Annotated in this window: 20 protein-coding genes and 3 pseudogenes; 13 read left to right on the forward strand and 10 right to left on the reverse strand. The window is 64.4% G+C overall.

The features are described from left to right. Positions 1–58: 58 nt before the first annotated feature. The 4 genes from J8I87_RS34760 to ftrA form a co-directional block, all read right to left on the reverse strand. Positions 59–2518 (reverse strand): putative bifunctional diguanylate cyclase/phosphodiesterase, encoded by a 2460-nt coding sequence (locus J8I87_RS34760; protein WP_209936817.1) that lies wholly within the window; start codon positions 2516–2518, stop codon positions 59–61. A gap of 209 nt (positions 2519–2727) precedes the next feature. Continuing rightward, the gene (locus tag J8I87_RS34765; protein ID WP_209936819.1) at positions 2728–3798 is read right to left on the reverse strand and encodes an ABC transporter substrate-binding protein; all 1071 of its coding nucleotides are present in this window, start codon (positions 3796–3798) and stop codon (positions 2728–2730) included. A gap of 215 nt (positions 3799–4013) precedes the next feature. Then, a complete protein-coding gene (locus J8I87_RS34770) occupies positions 4014–4592 on the reverse strand; it encodes a nitrogen fixation protein NifQ (protein WP_209936820.1) in 579 nt (192 codons plus the stop codon). Between the two features lie 87 nt (positions 4593–4679). Further along, a complete protein-coding gene (gene ftrA, locus J8I87_RS34775) occupies positions 4680–5645 on the reverse strand; it encodes a transcriptional regulator FtrA (protein ID WP_209936821.1) in 966 nt (321 codons plus the stop codon). A 97-nt stretch (positions 5646–5742) separates the two neighbouring features. Between ftrA and J8I87_RS34780 the strand changes: the two genes are divergently transcribed. The 5 genes and pseudogenes from J8I87_RS34780 to J8I87_RS34800 form a co-directional block, all read left to right on the forward strand. Then, on the forward strand, positions 5743–6261 hold the full coding sequence (locus J8I87_RS34780; protein ID WP_245254370.1) for a rhodanese-like domain-containing protein: 519 nt from the start codon (positions 5743–5745) through the stop codon (positions 6259–6261). 111 nt (positions 6262–6372) lie between these two features. Continuing rightward, complete coding sequence (locus J8I87_RS34785; RefSeq protein ID WP_209936823.1) at positions 6373–7215, forward strand: MaoC family dehydratase N-terminal domain-containing protein; 843 nt, start codon at positions 6373–6375, stop codon at positions 7213–7215. A 21-nt stretch (positions 7216–7236) separates the two neighbouring features. Then, positions 7237–8400 (forward strand): acyl-CoA dehydrogenase family protein, encoded by a 1164-nt coding sequence (locus tag J8I87_RS34790; protein ID WP_209936824.1) that lies wholly within the window; start codon positions 7237–7239, stop codon positions 8398–8400. 13 nt (positions 8401–8413) lie between these two features. Beyond that, a complete protein-coding gene (locus J8I87_RS34795) occupies positions 8414–9592 on the forward strand; it encodes a CaiB/BaiF CoA transferase family protein (protein ID WP_209936826.1) in 1179 nt (392 codons plus the stop codon). 30 nt (positions 9593–9622) lie between these two features. Then, positions 9623–10792: pseudogene (locus tag J8I87_RS34800) on the forward strand (MFS transporter); the annotation flags it as partial. 39 nt (positions 10793–10831) lie between these two features. Here J8I87_RS34800 and J8I87_RS34805 read toward each other — a convergent pair. Together J8I87_RS34805 and J8I87_RS34810 are read right to left on the reverse strand one after the other, a co-directional pair. Further along, positions 10832–11779: a LysR substrate-binding domain-containing protein gene (locus J8I87_RS34805; RefSeq protein WP_209936827.1), complete on the reverse strand. Its 948-nt coding sequence runs from the start codon at positions 11777–11779 to the stop codon at positions 10832–10834. 155 nt (positions 11780–11934) lie between these two features. After that, positions 11935–12753 carry an HpcH/HpaI aldolase/citrate lyase family protein gene (locus J8I87_RS34810; RefSeq protein ID WP_209936828.1) on the reverse strand — a complete coding sequence of 273 codons (819 nt, stop codon included), beginning with the start codon at positions 12751–12753 and terminating at the stop codon, positions 11935–11937. A gap of 368 nt (positions 12754–13121) precedes the next feature. Between J8I87_RS34810 and J8I87_RS46430 the strand changes: the two genes are divergently transcribed. Then, positions 13122–13310 carry a hypothetical protein gene (locus tag J8I87_RS46430; protein WP_409518862.1) on the forward strand — a complete coding sequence of 63 codons (189 nt, stop codon included), beginning with the start codon at positions 13122–13124 and terminating at the stop codon, positions 13308–13310. Next, a pseudogene (locus tag J8I87_RS34815) lies at positions 13271–13567 on the forward strand (EAL domain-containing protein); the annotation flags it as partial. The gene J8I87_RS46430 and the pseudogene J8I87_RS34815, both read left to right, overlap by 40 nt. Before the next feature lie 7 nt (positions 13568–13574). Here the strand turns inward: J8I87_RS34815 and J8I87_RS34820 are convergent. From J8I87_RS34820 to dapA, 4 genes are all read right to left on the reverse strand, one after another. Then, positions 13575–14027, reverse strand: a complete 453-nt coding sequence (locus tag J8I87_RS34820; protein WP_209936829.1) for a polymer-forming cytoskeletal protein — start codon at positions 14025–14027, stop codon at positions 13575–13577. A gap of 44 nt (positions 14028–14071) precedes the next feature. Beyond that, positions 14072–14446, reverse strand: a complete 375-nt coding sequence (locus J8I87_RS34825) for a hypothetical protein (protein WP_209936830.1) — start codon at positions 14444–14446, stop codon at positions 14072–14074. Then, positions 14439–15608 (reverse strand): M23 family metallopeptidase, encoded by a 1170-nt coding sequence (locus J8I87_RS34830; RefSeq protein ID WP_209936832.1) that lies wholly within the window; start codon positions 15606–15608, stop codon positions 14439–14441. The genes J8I87_RS34825 and J8I87_RS34830 overlap by 8 nt, the downstream gene beginning before the upstream one ends. A gap of 279 nt (positions 15609–15887) precedes the next feature. Further along, on the reverse strand, positions 15888–16751 hold the full coding sequence (gene dapA, locus J8I87_RS34835; protein WP_209936833.1) for a 4-hydroxy-tetrahydrodipicolinate synthase: 864 nt from the start codon (positions 16749–16751) through the stop codon (positions 15888–15890). Positions 16752–17160: 409 nt separating this feature from the next. On the opposite strand from dapA, the gene J8I87_RS34840 reads away from it, so the two are divergent. The 6 genes and pseudogenes from J8I87_RS34840 (at position 17161) to J8I87_RS34865 (ending at position 26201) form a co-directional block, all read left to right on the forward strand. After that, positions 17161–18453 (forward strand): aspartate carbamoyltransferase, encoded by a 1293-nt coding sequence (locus J8I87_RS34840; protein ID WP_209936834.1) that lies wholly within the window; start codon positions 17161–17163, stop codon positions 18451–18453. Positions 18454–18944: 491 nt separating this feature from the next. Next, positions 18945–19727, forward strand: a complete 783-nt coding sequence (locus tag J8I87_RS34845; RefSeq protein WP_209936835.1) for a (2Fe-2S)-binding protein — start codon at positions 18945–18947, stop codon at positions 19725–19727. Between the two features lie 11 nt (positions 19728–19738). Further along, positions 19739–20740, forward strand: coding sequence for a xanthine dehydrogenase family protein subunit M (locus J8I87_RS34850; protein ID WP_209936836.1), 1002 nt, complete (start codon positions 19739–19741; stop codon positions 20738–20740). Beyond that, positions 20737–22953: a xanthine dehydrogenase family protein molybdopterin-binding subunit gene (locus tag J8I87_RS34855; RefSeq protein ID WP_209936838.1), complete on the forward strand. Its 2217-nt coding sequence runs from the start codon at positions 20737–20739 to the stop codon at positions 22951–22953. The genes J8I87_RS34850 and J8I87_RS34855 overlap by 4 nt, the downstream gene beginning before the upstream one ends. A 544-nt stretch (positions 22954–23497) precedes the next feature. Continuing rightward, positions 23498–25222, forward strand: a pseudogene (locus J8I87_RS34860) (type VI secretion system Vgr family protein); the annotation flags it as partial. A 19-nt stretch (positions 25223–25241) separates the two neighbouring features. Next, a complete protein-coding gene (locus J8I87_RS34865; protein WP_209936841.1) occupies positions 25242–26201 on the forward strand; it encodes a hypothetical protein in 960 nt (319 codons plus the stop codon).

Consider the following 26201-nt stretch of genomic DNA (forward strand, 5'->3'; position numbering starts at 1 on the left):
GCCCATCAACGAAGGCGCCTGCGCGCGACGGCGCCTTCCCGCAGCGATCGATGCGCGCTCAGGCCGGTTCGGGCGCGGCGCGGTGCGCCGCCATGCCATGCCCGCTGCTGGCGGGATGCCGGCTGAACAGCGCCGCGAAATCCTCCGCCGCGAGGGGCCGCGAAAACAGGTAGCCCTGCCCGCTGTCGCATGACCACTCGCGCAGCAGGCTCGCCTGCTCCGGCGTTTCGATGCCTTCCGCCGTGACCGACAAGCCGAGCGACTGCGCGAGCGTGACGATGGCCCGCACGATCGCGTCGTCCTCGGTGTTCTGGCCGATGCCCTGGACGAAGGAACGGTCGATCTTGAGCACATCGAGCGGCAACCGGCGCAGATAGCTCAGCGATGAATAGCCGGTGCCGAAGTCGTCAATGGCGATCGTCACGCCGAATTCCTTCAGCCGGCGCAGCGTCTCGATGCTCTTTTCCGTGTTGCGCATGATCAACCCCTCGGTGACTTCGAGCTTCAGCGAAGCGGGGCCGATCGATGCCGCGCGCAATGCCGACGCCACATCATCGATGAGATGGGGGTCGTCGAACTGCCCCGGCGAAAGATTGACGCTGACCTGCAACGGCGGGTGAACCGGAAAATCCTTTTGCCATTTCGCGACCTGCTGACAGGACTGCTCGAGCACGTAGCGGCCCAACGGAATGATCAGCCCGCTTTCCTCTGCGATACCGATGAATTCGGCCGGCGGCAACAGCCCGCGCACGGGATGCTGCCAGCGCACCAGCGCCTCCATCTGATGAAAGCCCCCCGCCTGCAGATGCATGATCGGCTGGAAATGCACGCGCAACTCATGCCTGTCGATCGCATGGCGCAAGTCGGTTTCGATTTCGAGCCGCCGCACCGCTTCGGCATGCATGTTCTCCTCGAAGATCACATAGCGGCTCCTGCCGCTGTTCTTCGCGCGGTACATCGCGACGTCGGCGTCGCGCAGCAGCACATCCGTTTCGCCTTGCAGATCGTTCGCGTGCTCGAAAGCGAGTCCGAGACTCGCGCCGACCCTGTACTGCTTGCCGTCGAGATCGAACGGCTGATTGAGCTGCTCGAGAATCCGCTCCGCGACGGCGATACCCTCGTTCACCGCCTCCGAGCCGAGGTGTTCGAGCAGCATCACGAATTCGTCGCCGCCGAGCCGCGCGACGGTGTCGGTGGGACGCAGGCATTGCTGAAGCCGCTCGGACGCGGCGATCAGCAGCCGGTCGCCGGCATGATGGCCGAGGCTGTCGTTGACGCGCTTGAAGTGATCGAGATCGACGAAGATCAGGCCCACCATCGCGTTGCGCCGGCGCGCCCGCACGGCGGCCTGGCCGATCCGGTCGAGCAGCAACGCGCGGTTCGGCAGCCCCGTGAGCGAGTCATAGAACGCGCGCCTCGTCAGTTGCGCCTCGAAGTGCTTGCGCTCGGTGATGTCGCTCGCCGTCGCGACGATCGCGCCCACTGCGGGTTCGTCCAGCAGATTCGTGAGCGTCATTTCGACGTGGCGCCATGCGTCCCCTTCGCCCTGCGTACGGATCTCGATCGATTTGGTCGAACGCGGCGCGGACGAAACGGCACGCAGCACGCCTTGCAGGCTCGGACGATCGGCGGGATGAATGGGATCGGCGACGTTGGTCCCCGCGAGGCGTCCCATGTTCTTGCGCGGATCGGGCCGGCGCGTGGGCGCTTCGTATGTGACGACGCCGTCCGTATTGCACACGAGGATCGCATCCGTTGTGTTCGCAACCAGCGCCCGCAGGCGCTGCTCGCTCTTCTTCAGCACTTCCTGGGCGGCTGCATCGGCGCTGCGGCGGATGCGCCGCAGCATCTGCAGGAACAGCAGCGCGAGCGCCACGCCGATCAGCAGCACGACGGGCGTCGAGATCAGCACGATCCGCTGCACCTTCACGAGCCGGTCGAGCTGGATGGTCGCGTCGAGGCGGTGCTGCGCGGCGGCGGCGATCACTTTGTCGCCGATGTCGTCGAACAGCGGATCGGCGAGCTTCTCGTCGATCTCGTTGGCGAGCGCAATGTCGTGCTGGTCGACGGCCTCGAACATGTCGCGCGCGAACGCCCGATACTTCGCGTGCTTGTCGAGCAGGCCGCGCAACATCTGCGCGCTTTGCGGCTCGAGCGTGATGGCCTTCGTGAGCGCAGCGTCGAGCGCCTCGCCCGCCTCGACGTGCTGGCGGCGAACCTCGGGACGCGGATCGAGGAAGTACTTGCGCTCGGCGGACTCCTCCCAGGCGACGCTATAGCGCGCCTCTTCGAAAATCATGTCGGCCTCGTTTCCTGAACGGGCCGCCGAGCCCGCGCTCAGGCTCTCATACGCGCCCCAGAACGCGAGCAAAGGCACGCTCAGCAGCACGAGCGTCAGACCGGCAACGGCCGTGCGGCGGGCCGGCGGGACGTCGTGCGATGCCGCTCCGGCCTCGGATTGATAGAAGCGGCCGCGCCACAGCCGGCGCCTTTCGGGGTTGCCTCGCTGACTCGTCACAGTTGCTCCGCTAAAGGTGAACGCAGGACGCCTTGTTTACGACAGCGGATCGCAGCTACTTGAATTGGGGATAACGCCTGGTGCCGGGTTACAGCCCGGCTTATAGCCCGGCTTATAACCCGGCTTGCAGCCTCTGAAGCGCGACAGCGCGGCATCGCATACGATCGCGATGCCGCGCCGCCTTTCACGCCCTGCCGGGCGCGGCGGGATCAGCTCGTCAGGCCCGCCTGCACTTTCGCCGCGACATCGGCGGGCACCCACGTCTTCCACATCTCAGGATGCGTGCGCAGGAACTGCGCCGCCATCGTCTGTGCGTCGAGCTTCTTCACGCTCATGTCGAGGATGGTCGCGTTCAGGAAGTCCATCGGGAACTTGACCTTCGCGAACATCGTCATCAGTTGCGGCTCGGCGTTGTAGAACGGCGTCGATGTGCCCACCGTCACATGCGACACCATGTATGACGACGCGCACTGCTGCGTGCTGCTTTCGTTGCGCAGCGTCTGCCAGCAGCCATCGTTGAACGCGGGCATTTTCAGCTCGGTCAGCTTGTACTTCGCCATCAACGCGGCGGGGCCCCAGTAGTAGAACAGAATCGGCGCGCCGCGCGCATATGCCGACGCGATCGCGGCATCGAGCGCCGCCCCCGTGCCCGGACGGAAGTTCGTATACGACTGGTCGAGCTTCAGCACCTTGAGCAGGCGCGTATTCACGCGCTCGCAGTCCCAGCCGCTCGGGCAGTTCAGGAAACGGCCCTTGTTCGGTTCTTCGTCGTCGGTGAACACGTTCTTGTACTTCGGCAGATCCGCCACCGACGCGAGCCCAGGCGCCGAAGCCTTGATGCCGCGCGCGGGATCGCCCTTCACCACGTAGTCCGGCACGAACCAGCCTTCCTTCGTGCCGCCCGGCAGCGTATCGCCGACCAGCTTCACGCTGCCCGTTTCGACGGCCTTCGCGGTGATCTCGCTGCGGCCCGTCCACTGCTCGGCCCAGATCTGCACGTCGTTGTGCGCGAGCGCCGTTTCCGTCGCGGCCGTGCTGCCCGGCACGACGTCCGTCTTGCAGCCGTAGCCCTTTTCCAGAATCTGCCGCAGCACTTCTGTCGCGAACGCGCCGCTCTCCCATGTGATGCCCGCGAAGTGCACGGTCTTGCCGGTGCTGCACCAGCTTCCCGATTGCGCGGCGCCGCTGTCGGCAGCATGCGCGCTGCCCGCGCCGAGCAGGGTTGTGGCGGCCGTTGCGGCGGCAAGCATGGCCGCGCGCAGCTTGATGGATCGCTTCATCGAATGTCTCCAGTCCGAAGGTCTCGAATCTTGTAGTGATCGGTCGCGCGGATCGCGCTAACCGCCGGGCCATCGCAGGGCGTGACATGGCATCGCGATTGTGCGGCGCGTTTTTTCCGGCGATGAAGCGATGTTTCTTGATGCCGGGTATGAGTCGGGCTCAACTTCGGGTTTCTACGGTGGGGTTTGCGCGGAGCGAGCGCCGCGTGCGGCATTCAGCCCGGCGGATAGCAGAATGCGTAGTCTTCGCAGCCGGGGCAGCCCGGCGCGGGTGCGGGCGCGCGGCCCTCGGCGAACGCCAGCTCGCGCGCGAGGAATTTCTTCCAGCGCGTGCCGTCGACATTGCGCGCGACGAGTTGCGGATAGTGGCGCGTGAGGATCGCGGTGACGTCGTCGCGGCCATCGAGGCCGAGATCGCGCCACAGATGATCGGGCCGCAGACAGGCCGTCGCGATGATCGTCGCGAGGCACTGCGCGTCGGCGTCCTGCGCGGCGAGCGAGGTTTCGTCGCGCAGCAGGAAAGCGCGCAGCGCCTGAACGAACGGTTGGTGCGCCGCTGCGGCAATGTGTTCGGGCGCCGCATGCGGCGTGGCCGCGCTCGGGAAATGACGCGAGCGCAACGCGTCGAGCGCATCGCGCGTCAAGCCGAGATGCAGCAGTTCGCCGCTCGCGCATTTCGCGCCGATCAACCGCGCGAACATCACGGTATCAGCCGCGTCGCGGTGCGTGGCATGAGCGAGCAGGCGTGTGACTTCGGCGTTGCGGGCATCGGCGGCGCGTTCAAGACTGGACATGTCGTTCCTTTCGGCATGCAAGCACACGGCGCAGCGTGCCTGACGCGGTGGATACCGCGGTGGATACCGCCGTGCCTACCGCCGTGCCTACTCTACACCCGCTGCGCCGAACTTCTTCCGGTATGCGCCCGGACTCGTCGATGCAATGCGCCTGAAATGCCGCCGCAGCGACTCCTCCGAGCCGAAGCCCGCCAGTTCCGCGACGCGCGACATCGGCAGATGGGCGGGCGACTCCAGCAGATCGCGCGCAATCGCGACGCGCTCGCGAATCAGCCATTCGTATGGCGCCATGCCCGTCGCGTCGCGAAACTGCCGCTGCAGCGTGCGCGGACTCATCGCCGCCTGTCCAGCAAGCGACTTCAGCGTATGCGCATGCGCGGGGTTGGCCCGCACGTAGTCCATCAGGCGCGCGAGGCGGCCGCTGTCGTCGTGCGGCATCGGCCGCGGCACGAACTGCGCCTGCCCGCCTTCGCGATGCGGCGGCACGACGAGCCGCTGTGCGACGCGGTTCGCAATCGCGCTGCCGTAGTCGCGCCGCACGAGATGCAGCAGCATGTCGAGCCCCGCCGCCGATCCCGCCGACGTGATCACCTGCCCTTCGTCGACATAGAGCGCGTCGGGCTTCACGCACAGTTGAGGATAGCGCTGCTGAAGCTTGTCGGCGTAGCGCCAGTGCGTCGTGACCGTCTTGCCGTCGAGCACGCCCGCCGCAGCAAGCACGAAGACGCCCGAACAGATCGAGCAGACGCGCGCACCGCGCGCCACAGCCGCGCGAATCTTTTTCAGCAGCGGCTCGGGCGGCCGCTCGTCGGGATCGCGCCAGCCGGGCACGACGATGGTCGCCGCCCGGTCGAGCATCTTCAGCGTGTATGGCGCGGCCATCTTGATGCCGCCTGCCGCCCGGATCGGTCCCGGTTCGACGGAGCACACGGCGAAGCGATACCACTCGACGCCGAGTTCCGGTCGATCGAGTGCGAACAGCTCCGTCACGCAGCCGAATTCGAAGGTGCACAGGCGGTCGTAGACGAGCGCCGCAACGAGATGATCACGCATGGCGCGATGTTACCGGAGATTGACGATCGCGCCACTTACCATGTCGGCGTCCGCTGCCGATAATCGACGCACACCCACTCTTCGAACGAGTATCCACATGGCCTCGATCGCCCCTTCATCCGTCAGCGCCGTGCCCGCCGCCGACAGCGCGAGCGCGCTCGCTCACTTCCAGTCATCGCTGCGCTTCGAGACCGATTGCTGGGACGTCTCGGACAGTCTCGCTTCAGGCAACGCCGACTTCGTGCTGCTCGACGTGCGCAGCCCGGCGCTGTTCGCGCGCGGCCACGTGCCAGGCGCCGTCAACCTGCCGCACGGCAAGATCGTCGCGTCGAAGCTCGCTGGATACCCGCCCGGCACGCTCTTCATCACCTATTGCGCGGGCCCGCATTGCAATGGCGCGACGCGCGGCGCGATTCGGCTCGCGCAGCTTGGCCGCCCCGTGAAGGTGATGATCGGCGGCGTGACGGGCTGGCTCGACGAAGGTTTCGAACTCGCGACGAGCGATGCCGATGCCGATGCCGATGCCGATGCCGATGCCGATGCCGATGCCGATGCCAATGCCAATGCCAATGCCAATGCCAATGCCAATGCCGCAGATCCGCAGCCCGCGCGATAGGTTCGCCTTATGACGGCCACATGAAACTGGTATTTCCGCGCGGCACGGCGTTCACCTAGAGTCTTCGTACCGGAAACGAATGCGCTGGCCCAGCCGGCGACGGAGACAAGCATGAGCCAACCGATCAGTGAAGCCGGCGTGCGCACCGAGCACGCCGACGACATCCTCGCCGAAACGTCTGCCGCCGCCCTGAGCGCAACGCTCGACTACGAGAGCGCGCCTCGCGCCGGCGACGCGCTTCCTCACCTGTGGCACTGGATTTTCTTCCGCCCGACGGTTCCTCACCATCTGATCGCCGAGGACGGGCATCCGCGCAAAGGCGGCTTTCTGCCCGACCTCGGACTGCCGCGACGCATGTGGGCGGGCGGGCGCCTGCGCTTTCTGTCGCCGCTCATTGTCGGCAGCGCGATCAGCCGCGAATCGAAAGTCATGAACGTCAGCGAAAAACAAGGCCGAAGCGGCAAGCTCGGCTTCGTGACCGTCAGCCACCAGATCCGCTGCGCGGGCACGCTCGCCATCGACGAAGAACACGACATCGTGTACCGCGAGCCCGCCGTTCCCGGCGCACGGGCGCCCGCGCCCACCGCCGCGCCCGAAGGCGCGCAGTGGCAAAGGCAAATCGTCCCGGACGAGGTGCTGATGTTCCGCTACTCGGCGCTGACCTTCAATGCGCACCGCATCCATTACGACAAGCAGTACGTCACGCAGACGGAAGGCTATCCGAACCTCGTCGTGCACGGGCCGTTGATCGCCACGCTACTGATGGATCTCGTGCGCCGGCACCGGCCCGACGCGACGGTGCTGGCGTTTTCGTTCAAGGCGATACGTCCGTGCTTCATGGGCAATGCGCTCCATCTGTGCGGCAAGCCATCGCCCGATGGCAAGACGGTCGAGCTCTGGTCACACGACCACGAAGGATGGCTGACCATGTCCGCACGCGCAACTCTCGCCTGACCTACCGACGGAATTTTCCCCATGTTCAACACTACGAGCGATTCACATCAGGACATCCGCGAAGCCGTGCGCGATCTGTGCGAACAGTTTTCGGGCGAGTACTTCCGCAAGATCGACGAGGAGCGCGGCTACCCAGAGGCGTTCGTCAACGCATTGACGCAGGCGGGCTGGCTCGCGGCGCTCATTCCACAGGAGTACGGCGGCTCGGGGCTCGGCCTGACGGAAGCGTCCGTCATCATGGAGGAGATCAATCGCTGCGGCGGCAACTCGGGCGCGTGCCACGGGCAGATGTACAACATGGGCACGCTGCTGCGTCATGGTTCTGCGCAGCAGAAGAAGCGCTACCTGCCGAGTATCGCGTCGGGCGAATTGCGATTGCAGTCGATGGGCGTGACGGAACCGACCACGGGCACCGATACGACAAAGATCAAGACGACGGCCGAGCGCAAGGGCGACCGGTATGTGATCAACGGTCAAAAGGTCTGGATTTCCCGTGTCCAGCACTCGGACCTGATGATCCTGCTCGCCCGCACGACGCCCCTATGCGACGTGAAGAAGAAGAGCGAAGGGATGTCCATCTTCATGGTCGATCTGCGCGAAGCGATCGGCCACGGCATGACGGTTCGCCCGATTCCGAACATGGTGAACCACGAGACCAACGAACTCTTCTTCGACAACCTCGAAATCCCCGCCGAAAACCTGATTGGCGAAGAAGGCATGGGCTTCACGTACATTCTCGACGGCCTGAATGCCGAGCGCACGCTGATTGCGGCGGAATGTATCGGCGATGGCTACTGGTTCATCGACAAGGTCTCGCAATACGTAAAGGACCGCGTCGTGTTCGGCCGCCCGATCGGCCAGAACCAGGGCGTGCAGTTTCCGATCGCGCGCGCCTTCGTCAATCTCGAAGCGGCGAACCTGATGCGCTACAAGGCATGCGCGTTGTTCGACGCGAACAGGCACTGCGGCGCGCAGGCGAACATGGCCAAGCTGCTCGCAGCGGATGCATCGTGGGAAGCGGCCAATGCATGCCTTCAGTTTCACGGCGGCTTCGGATTCGCAGCGGAATACGACGTCGAGCGCAAGTTCCGCGAGACGCGCCTTTACCAGGTGGCGCCCATCTCGACCAACCTGATCCTTTCGTATGTCGCCGAGCACATCCTCGGCCTGCCCCGCTCCTTCTGACGGGCCGCCGATCATGCGTCCGCTTCAAGGCATCAAGGTCGTCACGTTCGAGCACGCGATCGCCGCGCCGTTCTGCACCCGCCAGCTCGCCGATCTCGGCGCACGCGTGATCAAGGTGGAGCGTCCTGGCACGGGCGACTTCGCGCGCAATTACGACGAGCGCGTGTCGGGCCTTGCGTCACACTTCGTATGGACCAACCGCTCGAAGGAAAGCATCACGCTCGACGTCAAGCAGCCGCAAGCACTCGACATCGTGCACAAGCTGCTCGCCGACGCCGACGTGTTCGTGCAAAACCTCGCCCCCGGCGCGACGCAGCGGCTCGGCCTCGATTACGGATCGCTCAGCGGGAAGTATCCACGGCTGATCGTTTGCGACATTTCCGGCTATGGTCTCGACGGCCCGTTTCGCGACAAGAAGGCCTATGACCTGTTGATCCAGAGCGAATCCGGCTTTCTCAGCATCACCGGCTCGGAAGGCCAACCCGCAAAGGCCGGCTGTTCGATCGCCGACATCGCGGCGGGCATGTACGGCTACACCAACATCCTCGCGGCGCTGATCGAACGCGGCAAGACGGGACGCGGCAAGCACATCGACGTATCGATGCTCGAAAGCATGGCCGAGTGGATGAGCTATCCGCTCTACTACTCGATCGACGGACAGACCGCGCCTTCGCAGGCGGGCGCGTCGCACGCGACCATCTTCCCGTATGGACCGTTCATCGCGGGCGACGGCAAGACAGTCATGCTGGGCCTGCAGAACGAGCGCGAATGGAAGAGCTTCTGCGAAACCGTTTTATGCCAGCCCGCGCTCGCCGCCGACGACCGGTTCAGTTCGAACAGCCGGCGGGTCGCGAGCCGCGACGCACTCACGCGCATCATCGTCGATACGTTTTCCACGCTGACGGCGGCTCAGGTGATCGAGCGGCTCGAACGGGCGAGCATTGCAAACGCACGAATGAACGATATGCATGACGTGTGGCGCCATGAACAGCTCGCGGCACGCCATCGATGGACCTCGGTGCGCACGTCGGCGGGAGAGGTTCCGGCGCTGTACCCGCCCGGCCAGACAGCCGCCGACGAGCCCCGCATGGACGCAGTTCCCGCGTTGGGCGAAAACACCGGCGCGATCTTGCGCGAGCTCGGCTTCGACGCGTCCGCCATCGACGCGATGCGAGCGTCGACCATGATCTAGAGGCATCAATTCATAACTACAAACACAACCTACATCGGCGACCGGCTTGGGCGGCGCTACTCGTACCAGCTCAATCTCGGCATCTTCGGTCTTGCTTCGATTGCCGCATGCTTTGCACCGAACATCGAATGGCTCATCGTGCTGCGCTTCATCATGGGCGTCGGGCTCGGCGCCGAACTCGTGGTGGCCGCGGGCACGCTCGCCGAATTCGTGCCGCCCGCGACGCGAGGCAAGTGGGTATCGCTGCTCGCCATCATCATCAACAGCGGTTTATTCGCGGCGCTCGCGGCGGGCTACTGGATCATCCCGAACCTCGGCTGGCGCTATATGTTCGCGATCGCGGGCGTCGGTGCGCTGGTCGTCTGGTTCCTGCGTCACCGGATGCCGGAATCGCCGCGCTGGCTCGAATCGACGGGCAAACTGGAAGAAGCGGAAGCGACGCTTTCGGCCATCGAGCGCGAAGTGCAAGCGCGTGTGGGCTCGTTGCCCGCCGTGCAGCGCGTCGTCGATCTGAACGTCGGCAACGTGCCGCTGCGCACGCTTTTCGCGCCCGGCATGCGCGGCCGCACGTGCGTCGCGGCGTTGACGGCCATCGGTGTCAACATCGGCCTGTATGGGTTCATCGCGTGGCTGCCGACGTTCTTCGTCAGCGAAGGGCTGTCGATCGTCAAGTCGCTCGGCTTCGTTCTCTTGATGTCGATCGGCTCGCCCGTCGGCGGGCTGGTCGGGTATCTGATCGCGGACCGCGTCGGGCGCGCGAAAGGCATCGTGTACGCGGCGCTCATCAGCATCGTGCTCGGCTGGATCTATGTGACGCTGCGTGATCCTGTGCATATCGTGATCGTCGGCTTCTGCCTCGTCACCTCGATCTACACAATCACGACACTCGGCCTTTTCGGCTACATTCCGGAGCTTTTCCCGACGGAAGTCCGCTTGCGCGGAACGGGAGTCGCGGGAACCTGCGGACGCGCCGCCTCCATCGCGACACCTTATCTCGCGCTGGTGCTCTATCAGCATGTCGGCGTATCGGGCGTGATTGCGATGGTCAGCGTCGTGTTCGCGCTGTTGTGCGTGGCTATTCTGATTCTGCGCGTCGAAACGAGCCGCCATGCTCTCGAAGACGTCGCGCCCGGCACGAGCGACATCGCGGCGCTGGGCGAGACGATACACACGACGAAGCAACCGGCGCAAAGCGCTTGAGCGAGGGCTTTCAGTGCGACGCCGCGCGCAGCGAAGGGTTCAGGTATCGCTCTTACGTTCGCGCAGCGTCACGCCCTTCCACGTGTCCTGCCGCACCTGTTCCTCGATCAGCCCGAGCAGCGTGTCCCGCACGGCGACGGTCGCCGAATGAACGGGTGCGTCGTTCGGCCAGCAGATGCTCGCAGGACGCCTGATCACGGGATCGACGATCTTGCGCATTCTCGGCAGCCGAGCCGGGTCCCATTGGGCGACGGCTGAGCCGGGCAAAATCGTGCAGGCTCTTCCCGAATGCGCGATCAACAGCAGCGACGGCAGCGAGTCGATATCGGCGACGATGTTGAGATCGACCTTCTCGCTGAGAAACGTGCGTTCGAGCAGAAGACGCAGACCGTTCGATGCGCCGGGCGCAACCAGCCTGACTCCGCCGAGCTTGGCCAGCGAGCACGTCGATGCGCGCGGCGAGATGTCGCCGCCGGGCTCGCCGAGCAGATAGAGCGTCTCGTCGAGCACGGGTATTGCCGTGATTCCCGGCGTATCCGACTCGCGAAAGAGAATGCCGAGATCCAGCCGCCCATTGGCCAGCAGTTCGTTCAGGTATCCGCTCATCGTCTCGAAGAATTGCAGCCGGATTCCGGGGTACCTGTCCTGCACCCGCTCGAATAGCGGCACCGCGAGCACGGAAGCCATGGTGGTCGGCAGCCCGACGGCGACGGTGCCGGACTCGGCCCCAGCGCCTTTGGTGACCTCCTGCTTCAACTGCTCCATCTGCCGCAGAACCATGCGCGCATGCCGATAAAGGGCATCGCCCTCGGCCGTCGGCGTCACGCCGTGATTGCTTCGCAAGAGCAGCGACACGCCCAGCTCTTCTTCGAGCCGCGCCATTTGCTGACTGAGAGACGGCTGCGCGACGAAGAGTTTCTCCGCGGCCTTACCAAGACTGCCGTAATCAACGATGCTGACGAAGTAGCGGAGCTGGCGAACGTCCATGAGAGGTCGAATGACGCGTTGATGTGTTGCGGCGCGGATTGCATCGTCGATACGGCCATGCAGCGCTGCATGAGGCGACGATCCATTCTATACCGCGACGGCAGGCTCGAAACGCGATGGCTTGCCGTGCGATCCGATGCAAGCTGTGATCGCGATTACGTACGCGCAGCATCCACGATGCTCTGCGCCCTGCTGACCACAGGCCGGTCGACCATCTTTCCATCGACTGCCACTGCCGCCCCGTTCGCGTTTGCGAATGCAACGAGCACGCGCCTCGCCCACGCCAATTCCGTGTCGCTCGGCGCATAGCAGCCGTTGACGGTCGCAACCTGTCTCGGGTGTATGCAAAGCTTTCCAGCAAATCCCCATCGTTTTCCTTTTATGGTCTCGGCCTTCAACAGAGCTTCGTCATCGATTGACGGGGTGACGCCATCGATGGGCGCGCGGATGCCCGCGACCCTCGATATCATCGTCAGGCGGCCCCGGAACGGATTCAGTTCCTCACCATCGGGCTCCATCCCCATGTCGGCGCAAAAGTCCAACGTGCCGAACATCAGTTGATGCACGGACGGCGCGCTCGCAATGTCGAGTGCGTTCCACATGCCCTTCGCGGTTTCGATCAGCGGATAGACAGGCATCCCGCTCTTCGTGCGCGAAACGAGATCGCTCACGTCAGCGGCACTCCCGGCCTTCGGCAGCACGATCCCCGCCACGCCGCGCAGTGTTCCCAGTTGCGCGTCCTGCTCGTACCACGGCGTTCCGGCGGCGTTCACGCGGACGAGGACGGGGCGTTGCGGCGAAAGCCACGCTGCAATGGCCTGCCTTGCCGCGTCCTTGTCTTCGGGAGCGACGGCGTCCTCCAGATCGAGGATGACGGCATCGGCGCCGCTGCTCATGGCTTTGTCGAACCGCTCCCGCCGATTGCCGGGAACGAACAGGTACGATCGGAGCGGTTTATTCGCGATGTCGGACATTTCAGGCTCTCAGGTGCCAATGCAGGTCGATCACTATGCAACTGAACATACGGCCACGATCTTGAACAGAACCGAGGCTTCGTGCAGCCCCTATTTGAAGGCCAGTCCGACAGCGGCGCAAATACGAGTTGGCTCTGCCCGCCATAGGCATTGCCTAGGACCGCGGCTACATGCGGCCACATGCGGCAAAAAATTGGACAAGAACCCTGCAATGCATCAACTGGTTTTACAGAACCGATTTGATGCCGTTAAGGCTTAAAGAAAAGGGTTCAATAAACGCCTTCAAAATCAAGCCGATAATTTTTCTGAATCTTTTAAATTAACGCTCAATGATTTAAAAAGTCTGCCGCTTCCGCGAAAGAACTGACATGCAGAGCACTTACAACCTGGGGCCGGTCGCCGTGTCGCTCGCCGTCGCCACGCTTGCGTCGTATACGGCGCTCGATCTGGCCGGGCGCATCTCGACGATGGCGTCGGCATCCCGACCGCCGAGCGCTCCGGGCAAATCGTGCAGATCGGCCATTCGAGCCTCGCGTATCTGCAGCGCTTCCGCGTGAAGCAGCTGAAGATCGACCGGTTCTTCACGAACGGTCTCGATGCCGATGGCCATGAAGGCAGCGCGATCGTGCAGACGATCATCGCGCTCGCACATTCGCTCGAAATGGACGCGGTCACGGAAGGCGTGGAAACGGCCTCGCAACTCGACAAGCTGAAAGACCTGCAATGCGACGAGATGCAGGGCTTCCTGCTCGGCAAGCCGCTTACGGCCGATGCGTTCAGCGAACTGCTTCAGCACCGCATGACGGCCGCGTGAGCGCGCCTCACTGATCGGCCTCGCGCAGCTCGTCCCGTGCTTGAGGCGCGCAGGCCGCCGGCTCGACAGGCGGGCTCGCGACGGCGGGCGTCACTTCGCGGCGCGTGAGCTTGCCGTCCACCGACGCGCCCACATCCATCCGCAGTTGCTGGTAATGGATGTTCCCCGTGACACGCGCGTTCTCCTGCAACTCGACGAAATGATCGGCGATCACATCGCCTGTGATCGTGCCGTTGACGATCACGTCGTAGCCATACACGTTGCCCGTGATCGAGCCGCGATCGCTCAGCACAAGTAGCGTCTCGCAGCCCGGCTTGCCCGTGACGTTTGCTTTCACATGACCGTCCAGCCGCAGGCCGTCGCTGAATTCGAGGTCGCCCGCGATGTACACGTCATGCGCAACGAGCGTCGCCAGCTTGTTCTGGAAGACGACGCCGGGCGACTTCTTCTTGCTGAACATAATCGATACCGGGTTGGAATTGAAAACGTGCCGTGCGCCGCCTCTCAACGGCGCGAGCGGCTCTGGCCCTGCAGGAACAACACTTGCGTCTGAAGCCGCGTGACTTCGACGGTCAGCGCGTCGGCGGATTTCTGCACCGTCGCGCGCGATGCGGCTTCCTGCTTCAGCGCGAGTTGCGCGCGCGCCAGCGCGTCCTGCAAGTCGTCGTGGGCGGCAGGCACTGCGCACGAATCACGCGCCGCCACCGCGCGCGTGCCGTAGCCATGCATCGCCGCCGCGCCCGCCGTCGCGCACGCGATGCCCGCGAGCAGCCACGTTGCGATGCTCGCGGCCCGCGAGCGCACGGGCCGCGGCGCATACGCGCGCCGCGCGATCGCGCGGCCGCTTTGCCGGTTTGCCGAACCACGGCGATCAGCCATGAGACGATCCCATGAAAAGTGCGAGATAGTCGGTCGGATCGACGGGCGCGTCGTTGACGAGCACTTCGAAGTGCAGGTGCGGCCCCGTCGAGCGGCCCGTCGAGCCAATGTCGGCGATATGCTGGCGCGGCAGCACGAGATCGCCTTCCCGCACGACGATCCGCGATGCGTGGCCGTAGCGCGTGATGAGCCCGTTGCCGTGATCGATTTCGACGGTATTGCCGTAGCCGTCCTCCCATCCCGCGCGGATCACGCGGCCGCCCGCTGCGGCGAGAATCGGCGTGCCCGTCATCGCGACGAGATCGACGCCCGGATGGAAGCTGAGGCGATGCGTGATTGGATCGATGCGATTGCCGAACGGCGAGCCGAAGCGCGCGCCGTCGGCGGGCATGCGGCCGGGAAACGACTCCCAGTTCGCGGCGTGCAGCATGGTTTCCTGTTCGAGTGCGGTGAGCGTCGCGGCAACACAGGCGATCTGCTCGTGAATCGCGACGGCGTCGCGCGCGCGACGCACGTCGTCGCAGCGGCGCGGCGGCAGCGACGGGCCGCCCTCGCCGCCTTCGCTGCTTGATGGTAAGGATGACGCTGCGGATGAAGCGGCGGATGAAGCGGCGGAATCGTTGGCCTTGTCCGTGGTTTGACCGGCTGGCTGGCCGAATGACCCGTGAACGCGGGTCTGAGGCTCGGCATCGTGTCCGTCGGCGGCTCGCGCGCCGCCTTTCGCCGACGGCTCGCCCGTCGAGGACTTGTTTTCCGCGCGCTCGACGACATCGTCGCCGGCGTCGCCGCCGCGCACGTCGCTCGCCGACAGCACAGGCGGCGCAAACACGGGGCGCGGCAAGGTTTCGATCGACTTCAGACGCGTTTCGAAATCATGCAGTGTCGCGACCTGCGCGGCGAGCCGTGTCAGGCGCGGCTCCATCTGCTCGACAGCCGCGCTCAGCTTGCCGAGCTCCGCGATCGTGTAGTCGCGCGTCACGCGGCTGTCGCCCGCCGCCGCGGCACGCATCGGATGATCGCGTCCGATCATGATGCCCGCCGTCAGCGCCAGCGCAAAGCTGCCGCACGCGACCAGCGCGCCGATCGTGAACGCCGTGCGCCGCGTGACGAAGCGCACCGCGCCACTCGTCAGATTCTTGCGCGCGCCCCAGATGAACGGCATCAGCAGGCGCCCTTCGTCGTGTCCGAGCGCCAGCGCGGCGCGCGGGCGCGCAACGATGTCGATGCCAGCAACGCAAGCGCCGTGAATGGAGCAGTGAAACGATGAACCAGCATACGCAGGATGTCGAAACGATCTGAGCGGTGACGAAAACGTGGCGCGAATTATCACGCCACCCGCAAGACCCGCATCTCAAATTCGACGACACCGGATTCGTCGCATGCTCACGCGACGCGTGCCGAGTATCCGGCTAGAACCGCGCTGCGGCCCATCGAACGGCCATCACCCGGCGAGCATAGGCCGCAAGCGTTCGCGCAACGATTCGCTCGCACGCGTCATCGGCGCGCGCAAAACGTCTTCGAGCAGGCCTTGCGCGGCGAGCGCCGCCTTCACGGGCGCGGGGTTCGGCTCGGAGGTCAGCGCGCGGATCAACGGCAAGAGCGCATGAAAGAGCGCGCGCCCTTCGTCGAGACGCCCCGCCTTCAGCGCGCGATCGAGCGCGACGAAACGCTCTGGCCACAGATGTGCCGATGCGGCGATCGCGCCGCTGCCGCCGATGCAAAGCGTGTCGAAGATACGGACGTCGTCGCCGGCGAGCACCTGCAGACGGCCGTCGAGTATCAGCGTGTGCGTGGTGTCGAGCGAGCCCGCGCAATCCTTGATCGCCTGAATGCGCGGATGCGCGGCGAGCGCGAGCAGCGTATCGGGCTCGATGCGCACACCCGTGCGCGCGGGAATGTCGTACAGCACGACGGGATGCTCGCTGGCGTCGGCGAGCATCGTGAAATGCGCGGCGATGCCTGCCTGCGACGGCCGCACGTAGTACGGCGCCGAAATCAGCAGACCCGCGAGCGGCAGCGCGTTCAGGCGCGACACGCGCTCGCGCATGCTGCGGGCATGGTTGCCCGACACGCCGGCGATCACGGGCAGCGCGCCGTGCGCGGCATCGAGCGTCGCCGCGAGCACGGCTTCCTGCTCGTCGGCCTCGAGCGACGATGGCTCGCCCGTCGTGCCGAGCGCGACGACACCCGCGACGCCGGCGTCGGCATAGCGCTTCACGAGACGGCGCAGCGCATCGTGATCGACGGCGCCATCTGCGGAAAACGGCGTGACAAGGGGAATCCAGATACCCGAAAAGTTGGACATGACTATCCTCGAACGCGACCGTATCGGAACCGTTCAGCGGCGAGGAAGCAGTATCGGAAGCAGGAGGTTCGAGAACCGGGCTGGACAAGGCTGTTCCGTCGCGCATCTGACGGAACAGCAGCTCCGGTCAGATGAGCGGCTGTTTTTTGGCTTTGGAGACGACGCATGCGTGCGCGATCGCCACGCGTGCAAGCGCGGCACGCCATTGCGCGCCCGTTTCCACACGATCACGAAGCATTGAGCCGTTTTCCATGTCCGGCAGTGTAACCGCAATCGAGCTGAGCGCGCGCGTGAATCCGCCAGCCCGGCGCATTCCCCCCTGCGAATTTTTCTTGACTTCGCCGCGCAGCGAATTAATATACGCACCGCGTATATCCATGATTCACCTGACGAAACAAGAGGATCCTTCATGAGCGTCCCGCAACAAGCTTTTCTCCGTGACGCGATGCGGCGTCTGAACCTCACCCGCGACGGCTTCGCGACCCGTATCGGCGTGTCGAAGCGCGCGCTGGATACGTGGCTGCTGCCCGACGACTCGCAGGAATCGCGCGCGATGCCCGAGATCGTCGAGCGTTTCGTGTCGGAGATCGTCGTCAATGGCGTGCCCACGGAAAAATATACGCAAAGCGTAGAGTCACACGCGCTCAGCAGCCAGATCCTGTTCGAAGGCAAGCCGCAACTGCTTTCCGTCGACCAGTTCTCGCGCGACGCCGTCGAGGCCCTGTTCCGCGTCGCCGACATCATGCAGCCGATCGCGCGCCGCCGGAAAATCTCGCGCGTGCTCGAAGGCGCGGTGCTCGGCAACCTGTTCTTCGAAGCGAGCACGCGTACCCGCGTGAGCTTCGGCGCGGCGTTCTGCCGTCTGGGCGGCTCGGTGTGCGACACGACGGGCTTCACGTTTTCGTCGATGGCCAAGGGCGAGTCGATCTACGACACGAGCCGCGTGATGGCCGGTTATGTCGATGCCCTCGTGATCCGCCATCCGGAGCAAGGCTCCGTCGCGGAATTCGCGCGCGCGACCAACATTCCCGTGATCAACGGCGGCGACGGCCCCGGCGAGCACCCGAGCCAGGCGCTGCTCGACCTGTACACGATCCAGCGCGAGTTCTCGCGCCTTGGCAAGATCGTCGACGGCGCGCATATCGCGCTCGTCGGCGACCTGAAGTACGGGCGCACCGTGCATTCGCTCGTCAAGCTGCTCGCGCTGTATCGCGGCATCAAGTTCACGCTGATCTCGCCGCCCACGTTGGAAATGCCCGCGTACATCGTCGATCAGATCTCGCGCAACGGCCACGTGGTCGAGCAGACGCACGATCTCGCCAATGGCCTGCGCGGCGCGGACGTCGTCTACGCGACGCGCATCCAGAAAGAGCGCTTCGCCGACGAATCGTTCGAAGGCTATACGCCCGACTTCCAGATCAACCAGGCGCTCGTCGATACCGTGTGCGGCCCGGACACGTTGATCATGCATCCGCTCCCGCGCGACAGCCGCCCAGGCGCGAACGATCTGAGCACCGACCTGAACCACGATTCGCGCCTCGCGATCTTCCGGCAGACGGACAACGGCATTCCCGTGCGGATGGCGATTTTCGCGGTGCTGCTCGGCGTCGAGAAGCTCGTCCAGCATTCGATGCGTGACGCAGCATGGCGTCCGCCCGCCTATCTCGGACCCGACGACGCGGTGTTTCACGGGATCGACTGACTGCAAAGACGGATCGATCCGCCCGTTAGTTCGCTGTGAGTTCATCCAACACGCGCCTTGAGATTCAAGGCGCGTTTTGTTTTTGCGCCGCCGTATCGCATGCGCGGATGCAGGCGTCGCAATAGGCACCTGACACCGGCGACAGCGCCGCGCCATGTTCGCGCCATCAATCCGTCACGGCTGCGCCTGGCATTCTGTGCCACGATGAAGATTCGCTTTCGACGCTGCAATGACGCTGCGCAGCCACTTACTTTGCGCTTCGTCAGGTGCAACGTGAAGTCGTGACACGTCGCGCATGCCGTCGGCCGTCGCAAGGCGGCGCGTGTCATCGCTCGTGGAAGCCGGCGCCGCTTTTGCGCATCGTCGCGTCATGTTCTGCGCGAGCGGCATCGAAATTGCTCATTGTCATGGCTTGCCATGCACCGGCCGCAGGCTTCGGGTTCGATGCGGCGCAAGCCTGCATCGAACTCATACGGAGCAAGCAGAACATCATGTCCCGAAACATCGACTGTCAGGGTTCGTGCTCGCATCACGATGCGAACACGCCCCATCATGACGACCACGACGCCTCGCCTTCCAGCACTTCTCGCCGCCGCTTCCTGCAATCGGCGGCGGCCGCGGCCGCGGCAGGCAGCGCGCCCTACGTCCACGCGCAGGCGCAAACACCGCCCGCGCACGCGTCCGTTGCACGCGCAACGGTGCCGCCGCGCGCCGTGAAGCTCGACATCAACGGACGCGCCTACACGCTGCAGATCGAACCGCGTGTGACGCTGCTCGACGCGCTGCGTGAGTACGCGGGCCTCATGGGCACCAAGAAAGGCTGCGGCCGCGGGCAATGCGGCGCGTGCACGGTGCTCGCGAACGGACGCCGCATCAACTCGTGTCTGACGCTTGCCGTGATGCACGAAGGCGACGCGATCACGACGATCGAAGGCCTCGCGAGCAACGGCACGCTGAGCCCCGTGCAACGCGCGTTCATCGAACAGGACGCGTTCCAGTGCGGCTACTGTACGCCGGGGCAAATCTGTTCGGCGACAGCCTTGCTCACGGAATTCGACGCCGGCGCGGCCAGCACGGTCACGGCGGATGTGCGGCGCCGCCCGCCGCAACTGACGCAAGAAGAGATTCGCGAGCGCATGAGCGGCAACATCTGCCGCTGCGGCGCGTACGTGAATATCGTCGCGGCCGTGCAGTCCGTGCATCGCGGCACCGTGGGCAGCGGCACGGGCGACACGTACACCACGTTCGTCATCAAGACGAGCGATGTCGCGTAACGGAGGCCATCATGGATGCGATCTCGTACGAACGCGCAACGGATATATCGAGCGCCGTGCGCGCCGCGCAGCAGCCGGGCACGATGTTCATCGGCGGCGGCACCAATCTGCTCGATCTGATGAAGGGCGGCGTGACGCGCCCGGTCAAACTCGTCGACATCACGCGCATACAGGGACTCGATACCGTCTCGACGCTGCCTGACGGCGGCTTGCGCATCGGCGCGCTCGTGCGCAACAGCGACGCCGCGAATCATGCGCTCGTGCGCGAGCGCTATCCGCTGCTGTCGCAAGCGCTGCTCGCGGGCGCGTCGGCGCAATTGCGCAATATGGCAACCGTCGGCGGCAACCTGATGCAGCGCACGCGCTGCCCATACTTTTACGACACCGCGTTCACCGCCTGCAACAAGCGCGAGCCGGGCAGCGGCTGTGCCGCGATAAACGGCCACAACCGCACGCACGCGATCCTCGGCGCGAGCACGCAATGCATCGCCGTGAATCCGTCGGATATGAGCGTCGCGCTCGCCGCGCTCGACGCGAACGTGCGCGTGAGCGGCCCGCAAGGCGAACGCGTGATCCCGTTCGGCGACTTCCACCGGCTGCCGGGCGAGCGGCCGGATCTCGACACGACGCTGCGCTCCGGCGAGCTGATCACGGCCGTCGAGCTGCCGCCGCCCATCTACAGCGAGCATGCGCACTACCTGAAGGTGCGCGACCGCGCGAGCTATGCGTTCGCGCTCGTGTCCGTCGCCGCCGCGCTGCAGATGGACGGCGGCACGGTGCGCAGCGCGCGCATCGCGCTGGGCGGCGTCGCGCACAAGCCGTGGCGCGCAAACGCTGCCGAACAGATGCTCGCAGGCCATCCGCTCGATAAGGCGACGCTCGACGCCGCGGCCTCCGCTGCGCTCAGCGAAGCCAGGCCGCAACGCGACAACGCGTTCAAGGTGCGGCTCGCGCAGAACGCGATCGTGCGGGCGGTGAACGAGGCAGCGGGACGCACGGGAGGTGTCGCATGAACACGATAATCGGCCACCCACTGGACCGCACCGACGGTCTGTTGAAAGTCACGGGCGAAGCGCGCTATGCGGCTGAGTTTCCGCAGGCGCGTCTCGCGCATGGCGTGCTCGTCACGAGCACGGTTGCGCGCGGCACCATCGCATCGATCGATACGAGCCGCGCGTCGTCGCTGCCCGGCGTGCTGCTCGTGATGACATACCAGAACGCGCCGCGCCTGCCGAACGGCGGCCGCCCGTCGCTCGCGCCGCCGGCGGGGCGGCATCTATCGCTCTTGCAGGACAACGAGGTCCATTACAGCAACGAGCCGATTGCCGTCGTCGTCGCCGATACGCTCGAACATGCAACCGACGCCGCGCGCCAGTTGCGCATCACGTACGCGGCGCAGCCGGCGACGCTCGATTTCGCGCAGGCAAAACCCAATGCGCACGCGCCCGTCAAACCCCAGGGGCGGCAGACGGACACGTCGCGTGGCGACTACGACGCGGGGCTCGCCGCGGGTGCCGTGCGCGTCGACGCCGTCTACACGACGCCGATGGAGCATCACAATCCGATGGAGCCGCACGCGACGATGGCCGTGTGGGACGGCCCGCAGCTGACGCTCTACGATGCGACGCAAGGCGTGACGGGCACGAAAACGGCTGTCGCGCGAACGCTCGGCATCTCGCCCGACGACGTGCACGTGATCTCGCCGTTCGTCGGCGGCGGCTTTGGCTGCAAGGGCTCGGCGTGGTCGCATGTGGTGCTGTGCGCGATGGCCGCGAAGCAGACGGGACGGCCCGTGCGGCTCGCGCTGGAGCGTCCGCAGATGTTCGGCCCCGTCGGCGGACGGCCGTTCACCGAGCAGCGCATGGTGATCGCCGCGAAACATGACGGCACGCTGACGGCGATGCGGCATGACAGCTTTTCGAACACGTCGATGATCGAAGACTGGACGGAGACCTGCTGCATGGTCTCGCGCATGATGTATGCGGTGCCGAACCAGCAAACCACGCATCGCCTCGTGCCGCTGAACGTCGGCACGCCGACCTTCATGCGCGCGCCGGGCGAAACGACGGGCTCGTGGGCGCTCGAAACGGCGATGGACGAGCTGTCGTATCAACTGAAGATGGACCCTGTCGCGCTGCGCCTGAAGAACTATGCGGAAGTCGATCCACAGGAAAACAGGCCGTGGTCGAGCAAGGTCTTGCGCGAGTGCTACAGCGTCGGCGCGCAGCGCTTCGGCTGGTCGCGCCGCAAGCCGCAGCCGCGTTCGATGCGCGACGGCAACACGCTGATCGGCCTTGGGATGGGCACCGCGACGTATCCCGCGAATCGCAGCGAAGCGTCGGCGCTCGCGCGCATCCTGCCTGACGGCACGGCGATGGTCGTGTCCGGCACGCAGGACCTTGGCACGGGCACGTACACGGTGATGACGCAGGTCGCGTCCGACGCGCTCGGCATCGCGCCCGAAAACATCCGCTTCGGGCTCGGTGATTCTTCGCTGCCGAAGGCGCCCGTATCGGGTGGCTCGCAGTCGGTCGCGAGCGTGTCGCCTGCCGTGCGCGACGCGTGCGAAGCGGCGCGCGGCAAGCTCGTTTCGATGGCGCTCGCGGATCAGGGCTCGCCGCTTTTCGGCGTGCCCGAAAGCGACGTGACCGTGCAGAATGGCTGGCTGATGAGCAAATCGGCCCCGACCAGGCGCGATCCCATCGCGGCCGTTCTCGCGCGCGCGGGCGGCCAGCCGCTCGAAGCCGTCTCCGATGCGAAGCCCGGCGATGAGAAGCAGCGCTACTCGTTCCATTCGTGGGGGGCCGTGTTCGCGGAGATGCACGTCGACGCTGACCTCGGCACTGTCCGCGTCGCGAAGATCACGGCGGTGTACAACGTCGGGCGGATGCTGAACGTGAAGACGGCGCGCAGCCAACTGATGGGCGGCCTCGTGTGGGGCATCGGCGCGGCGATTGAAGAGGAGACTGCACTCGATGTGCAATATGGCCGCTTCATCAATGCGAATCTTGCCGAGTATCACGTGCCGGTGAATGCGGATGTGGGGACGCTCGATGTTGTCGTGCTCGACGTGCCCGATCCACATATCAATTCGCTCGGCTCGCGGGGAATTGGGGAGATCGGCATTACGGGTGTAGTGGCTGCGATTGGCAATGCCGTGTATCACGCGACGGGCGTGCGCGTGAGGGATTTGCCGATTACTTTGGATAAAGTGATGAGGGTGTGATTGGTTGTCTGCGACGCCTGGGGGTGGAAACTGGTGTGGGTTTGGGCCTTCGTGAAACCTTTGTCGGGTAAGGCTCAGGGTCCGCCCCGCGTTTCAAGCAGATTTCGCCTCTTTTGCCGGATACCCACGAGACACCTTTTGAGAATGGCGATTACCTTCAGCAGCCCGCCGCGTGCGGGCTTTTTTACGCACGCTTGATGTATTCAGGTTATCTGACGGGTGCTGCTTTCGCCGTTTAATGATATGCGGCGGCGCTGGATGCCGCCTGGATCGAAGGTCGGTTATGACTGTCACGGTCCTTGTCGACGGTCACTTTCACGCCCCCACCCGGGCTGGCTCCTTTCTGAGCTGCAACGATTCCTCGTTTCATCAGCCCAACCAGCCGGCATATTCTTCGATCCTTCAGTCGATTATCGACCTAATCTGATATTAAGCATTGCGAAGATATGTGCAAAATGTCCTGCTTGAAAGCTCGAATTTGCTTTCACATTACTTGGCATGTCGAAGCAAATATGAACAGGGGCTACGAAGTGGAGAACTCGTCATGTTGACATTTCATACAGCGCGGACGTTGACAGTCAGCGGCCCTGCGCTGCCAACTTTGCCTGATGGACAGGTGGCGCTGCAACTGAGCGCGATCAGGGGAGAAGAAACGCTCTCGTCCCTCTACGGCTATGAACTCTTTCTCACCACGCCGCTGGACATGCCCGAGGCAGTCGCCGCATCGATTGATGTCAAGGCATTGCTCGGCACGGAACTGACGGTCGCCATTCAGCTCGACGGCATGGGCACGTTCGTGGCGGGCGCTGCCGGGCTGGGAGGCACGGCGAACATAGGCGCGGGCACGCGCGAGATCAGCGGCCTCGTGATGGAAGCGGGTTTCGTCGAGCAGTTGAACCGGCAGAGCCGCTACCGCGTGCTGCTGCAACCCTGGACAGCCCTGATGGAGCTGCGTTCAGACTTTCGCATTTTCCAGCGCAAGACCGTTGTGGAAATACTTGAAGAGGTATTCGGCAACTACCTGTACTCGTATGACGTGCGCGTGAGCGGCACGTATCCGGTGCTCGACTATCAGGTGCAGTATGGAGAAACGGACTTTCATTTTATCCAGCGCCTGATGGCCGAGCACGGCATCTACTGGTTTATCGAGCATTCCAGCAGTTTTCACCGGATGGTGCTGGTCGATCACGTGGGTGCACACAAACCCGTCGAAAGCGCCGCCTATCAGACACTGTGGTACTACCCGCCCGGACATAAGATCGACCGCGAGAACGTCGATCACTTCGATACGACCGGACGCATCCGGACAGGCATCTGGACCACGAACGACTATCACTTCAAGAAGCCGAAGGCGCAGCTTCAGGCGCAGAACGAACTGCCGCAGGACACCGCGCACAACCAGCTGGAACGCTACGAGTGGCCCGGCGACTATACGGAACAGGACGACGGCGACCAGCTCGCGCGGGTGCGCATGGAAGAGCTTTACGCGCAAGGCGAGCGCGCATCGGGCAGTGGTAACGTGCGCGATATCGTGTGCGGCACAACCTTCACACTTAGCGGTCATCCGCAGGCGGATGCGAACCGTGAATACCTGGTGCTACGCGCAAGCTTCGACGCCGAAGAGATCGGCGAGGTCAGCGGCGGCGCAGCGCAATACCGCATCAACACCACGTTCGACGTGCAGCCCGCCACAACCGTTTTCCGGCCGTCGCGTGAGCGCTACCCGAAGCCGCGCACTACCGGCCCGCAGACGGCAATCGTGACGGGCGCACCAGGCAGCGAAATCTGGACCGACCAGTACGGGCGTGTAAAGCTCGCCTTCCACTGGGACCGCCGCGGTCCGAAAGATCACAGGTCGTCGTGCTGGGTCCGGGTGTCGTACCCGTGGGCGGGCAGCAACTTCGGCGGCATCCACATTCCGCGTGTCGGCACCGAAGTCATCGTGGATTTCGAGAACGGAGACCCGGACCGGCCCATCGTGACCCGACGCGTCTACAACGCGATGACGATGCCGCCGTGGGAACTGCCGGGCAATGCGACGCAAAGTGGCATTCTCACGCGCTCATCGAAGGACGGCGGCTATGGCAACGCGAACGCGATCCGCTTCGAGGACAAGAAAGGCGCGGAAGAACTATGGTTGCAAGCTGAACGCGACATGCGCACAGAGGTCGAGAACGACGAGTCACATGCGGTCCGGCACGACCGTATGAAGACCGTCGAGAACGACGAGAGCACCACCATTGGGCATGACCGTTCAGAGACAGTTGGTAACGACGAAAAGGTGAAGATTGGCCACGACCGGAGCTTTTCTTGACGATGTGGGACGTCAGCAGTTCTGGACCGAGGCACAGGTAAAGAAGGATGGCGTGACTGGTCCAGCCTTGACCCCACTCACTGCACTGACGAATGCGAAGAACTGGCATTTTCATCCGCTCGGGTTTCTGGCACAGATGCGCGAGTGCCTTACCACTGACGTACATCTCTCGGAAGAGGCATTCGAACAGGAAATCTTGACGAGCTGGAATACTGGACTGAAGCTGATCGAAAAGCGCCTGAAACAGCTTGATCCATGGAAGGACGCCACAGCTGTCTTGCCGTCCGCGCCGACGCCAGTACCCGTCGTTGTCCGCGAGTACGCAACGACGCACGACATTCACAATATCCAGCACACTACTTTCTGGGAAAACTTCATCTACTGGTTTGGCGTAGATCCCAATACCATCACTGCGCCCGAAACGCTTCACGGGACACTTGCCCCAGCACCTGCCGGTCACCATGTCTATCTGTACATGAAGGGCATGAAAACCTACTTCCGGCACATTTCGATGCAGCGTGTCATAAAGGGGGCGCTTGGTTTCGAAGCGGGGGCGTGGGTGCATCCGGCTTGCTATCCGGCCCAGCCGCTTCGGCCTGCGCAGGCCGGTTTCCAGATGGAGTACGTCAATATCGGCTGCCAGTACGGACTGTTCTTTCGTCTGTTCCGCAAGACCGACCCCGTGGACCAGAACCGGATGGAGGTCCAGTTGCATGAAGTGGCGCATCTGCAAAACACTGCGCATGCAAAAGACCAGATTATCGCGCTACCGGCTGCGACCAGCGATCCACGCAAATTCAACGGCCGTACGGCCTACGGTTCCGAAGCGGCGCGAGTTCTGGCTGAATTCTCGGCGAACCGTGCGCTTGCCAATGCCGAGAACATCGCTTTCTTTATCGAGAGTGCAAAAGATGAACCAGAACTTGTCGCGTAA

Origin of the sequence: Paraburkholderia sp. LEh10 (assembly GCF_017814945.1) — a bacterium.
In the GTDB taxonomy this organism is placed as follows: Bacteria; Pseudomonadota; Gammaproteobacteria; order Burkholderiales; family Burkholderiaceae; genus Paraburkholderia.

Excerpts from the sequence above, each read along its gene's own strand:
- J8I87_RS34770 (WP_209936820.1), bottom strand. The coding sequence starts at position 4,592 with ATGTCCAGTCTTGAACGCGCCGCCGATGCCCGCAACGCCGAAGTCACA.
- J8I87_RS34830 (WP_209936832.1), bottom strand. The coding sequence starts at position 15,608 with ATGCCGTTCATCTGGGGCGCGCGCAAGAATCTGACGAGTGGCGCGGTG.
- J8I87_RS34765 (WP_209936819.1), bottom strand. The coding sequence starts at position 3,798 with ATGAAGCGATCCATCAAGCTGCGCGCGGCCATGCTTGCCGCCGCAACG.
- ftrA (WP_209936821.1), bottom strand. The coding sequence starts at position 5,645 with ATGCGTGATCATCTCGTTGCGGCGCTCGTCTACGACCGCCTGTGCACC.
- J8I87_RS34855 (WP_209936838.1), top strand. The coding sequence starts at position 20,737 with ATGAACACGATAATCGGCCACCCACTGGACCGCACCGACGGTCTGTTG.
- J8I87_RS34805 (WP_209936827.1), bottom strand. The coding sequence starts at position 11,779 with ATGGACGTTCGCCAGCTCCGCTACTTCGTCAGCATCGTTGATTACGGC.
- J8I87_RS34840 (WP_209936834.1), top strand. The coding sequence starts at position 17,161 with ATGAGCGTCCCGCAACAAGCTTTTCTCCGTGACGCGATGCGGCGTCTG.
- J8I87_RS34785 (WP_209936823.1), top strand. The coding sequence starts at position 6,373 with ATGAGCCAACCGATCAGTGAAGCCGGCGTGCGCACCGAGCACGCCGAC.
- J8I87_RS34820 (WP_209936829.1), bottom strand. The coding sequence starts at position 14,027 with ATGTTCAGCAAGAAGAAGTCGCCCGGCGTCGTCTTCCAGAACAAGCTG.
- J8I87_RS34845 (WP_209936835.1), top strand. The coding sequence starts at position 18,945 with ATGTCCCGAAACATCGACTGTCAGGGTTCGTGCTCGCATCACGATGCG.
- J8I87_RS34795 (WP_209936826.1), top strand. The coding sequence starts at position 8,414 with ATGCGTCCGCTTCAAGGCATCAAGGTCGTCACGTTCGAGCACGCGATC.
- J8I87_RS34850 (WP_209936836.1), top strand. The coding sequence starts at position 19,739 with ATGGATGCGATCTCGTACGAACGCGCAACGGATATATCGAGCGCCGTG.
- J8I87_RS34780 (WP_245254370.1), top strand. The coding sequence starts at position 5,743 with ATGGCCTCGATCGCCCCTTCATCCGTCAGCGCCGTGCCCGCCGCCGAC.
- J8I87_RS46430 (WP_409518862.1), top strand. The coding sequence starts at position 13,122 with ATGCAGAGCACTTACAACCTGGGGCCGGTCGCCGTGTCGCTCGCCGTC.
- J8I87_RS34810 (WP_209936828.1), bottom strand. The coding sequence starts at position 12,753 with ATGTCCGACATCGCGAATAAACCGCTCCGATCGTACCTGTTCGTTCCC.
- dapA (WP_209936833.1), bottom strand. The coding sequence starts at position 16,751 with ATGTCCAACTTTTCGGGTATCTGGATTCCCCTTGTCACGCCGTTTTCC.
- J8I87_RS34790 (WP_209936824.1), top strand. The coding sequence starts at position 7,237 with ATGTTCAACACTACGAGCGATTCACATCAGGACATCCGCGAAGCCGTG.
- J8I87_RS34825 (WP_209936830.1), bottom strand. The coding sequence starts at position 14,446 with ATGGCTGATCGCCGTGGTTCGGCAAACCGGCAAAGCGGCCGCGCGATC.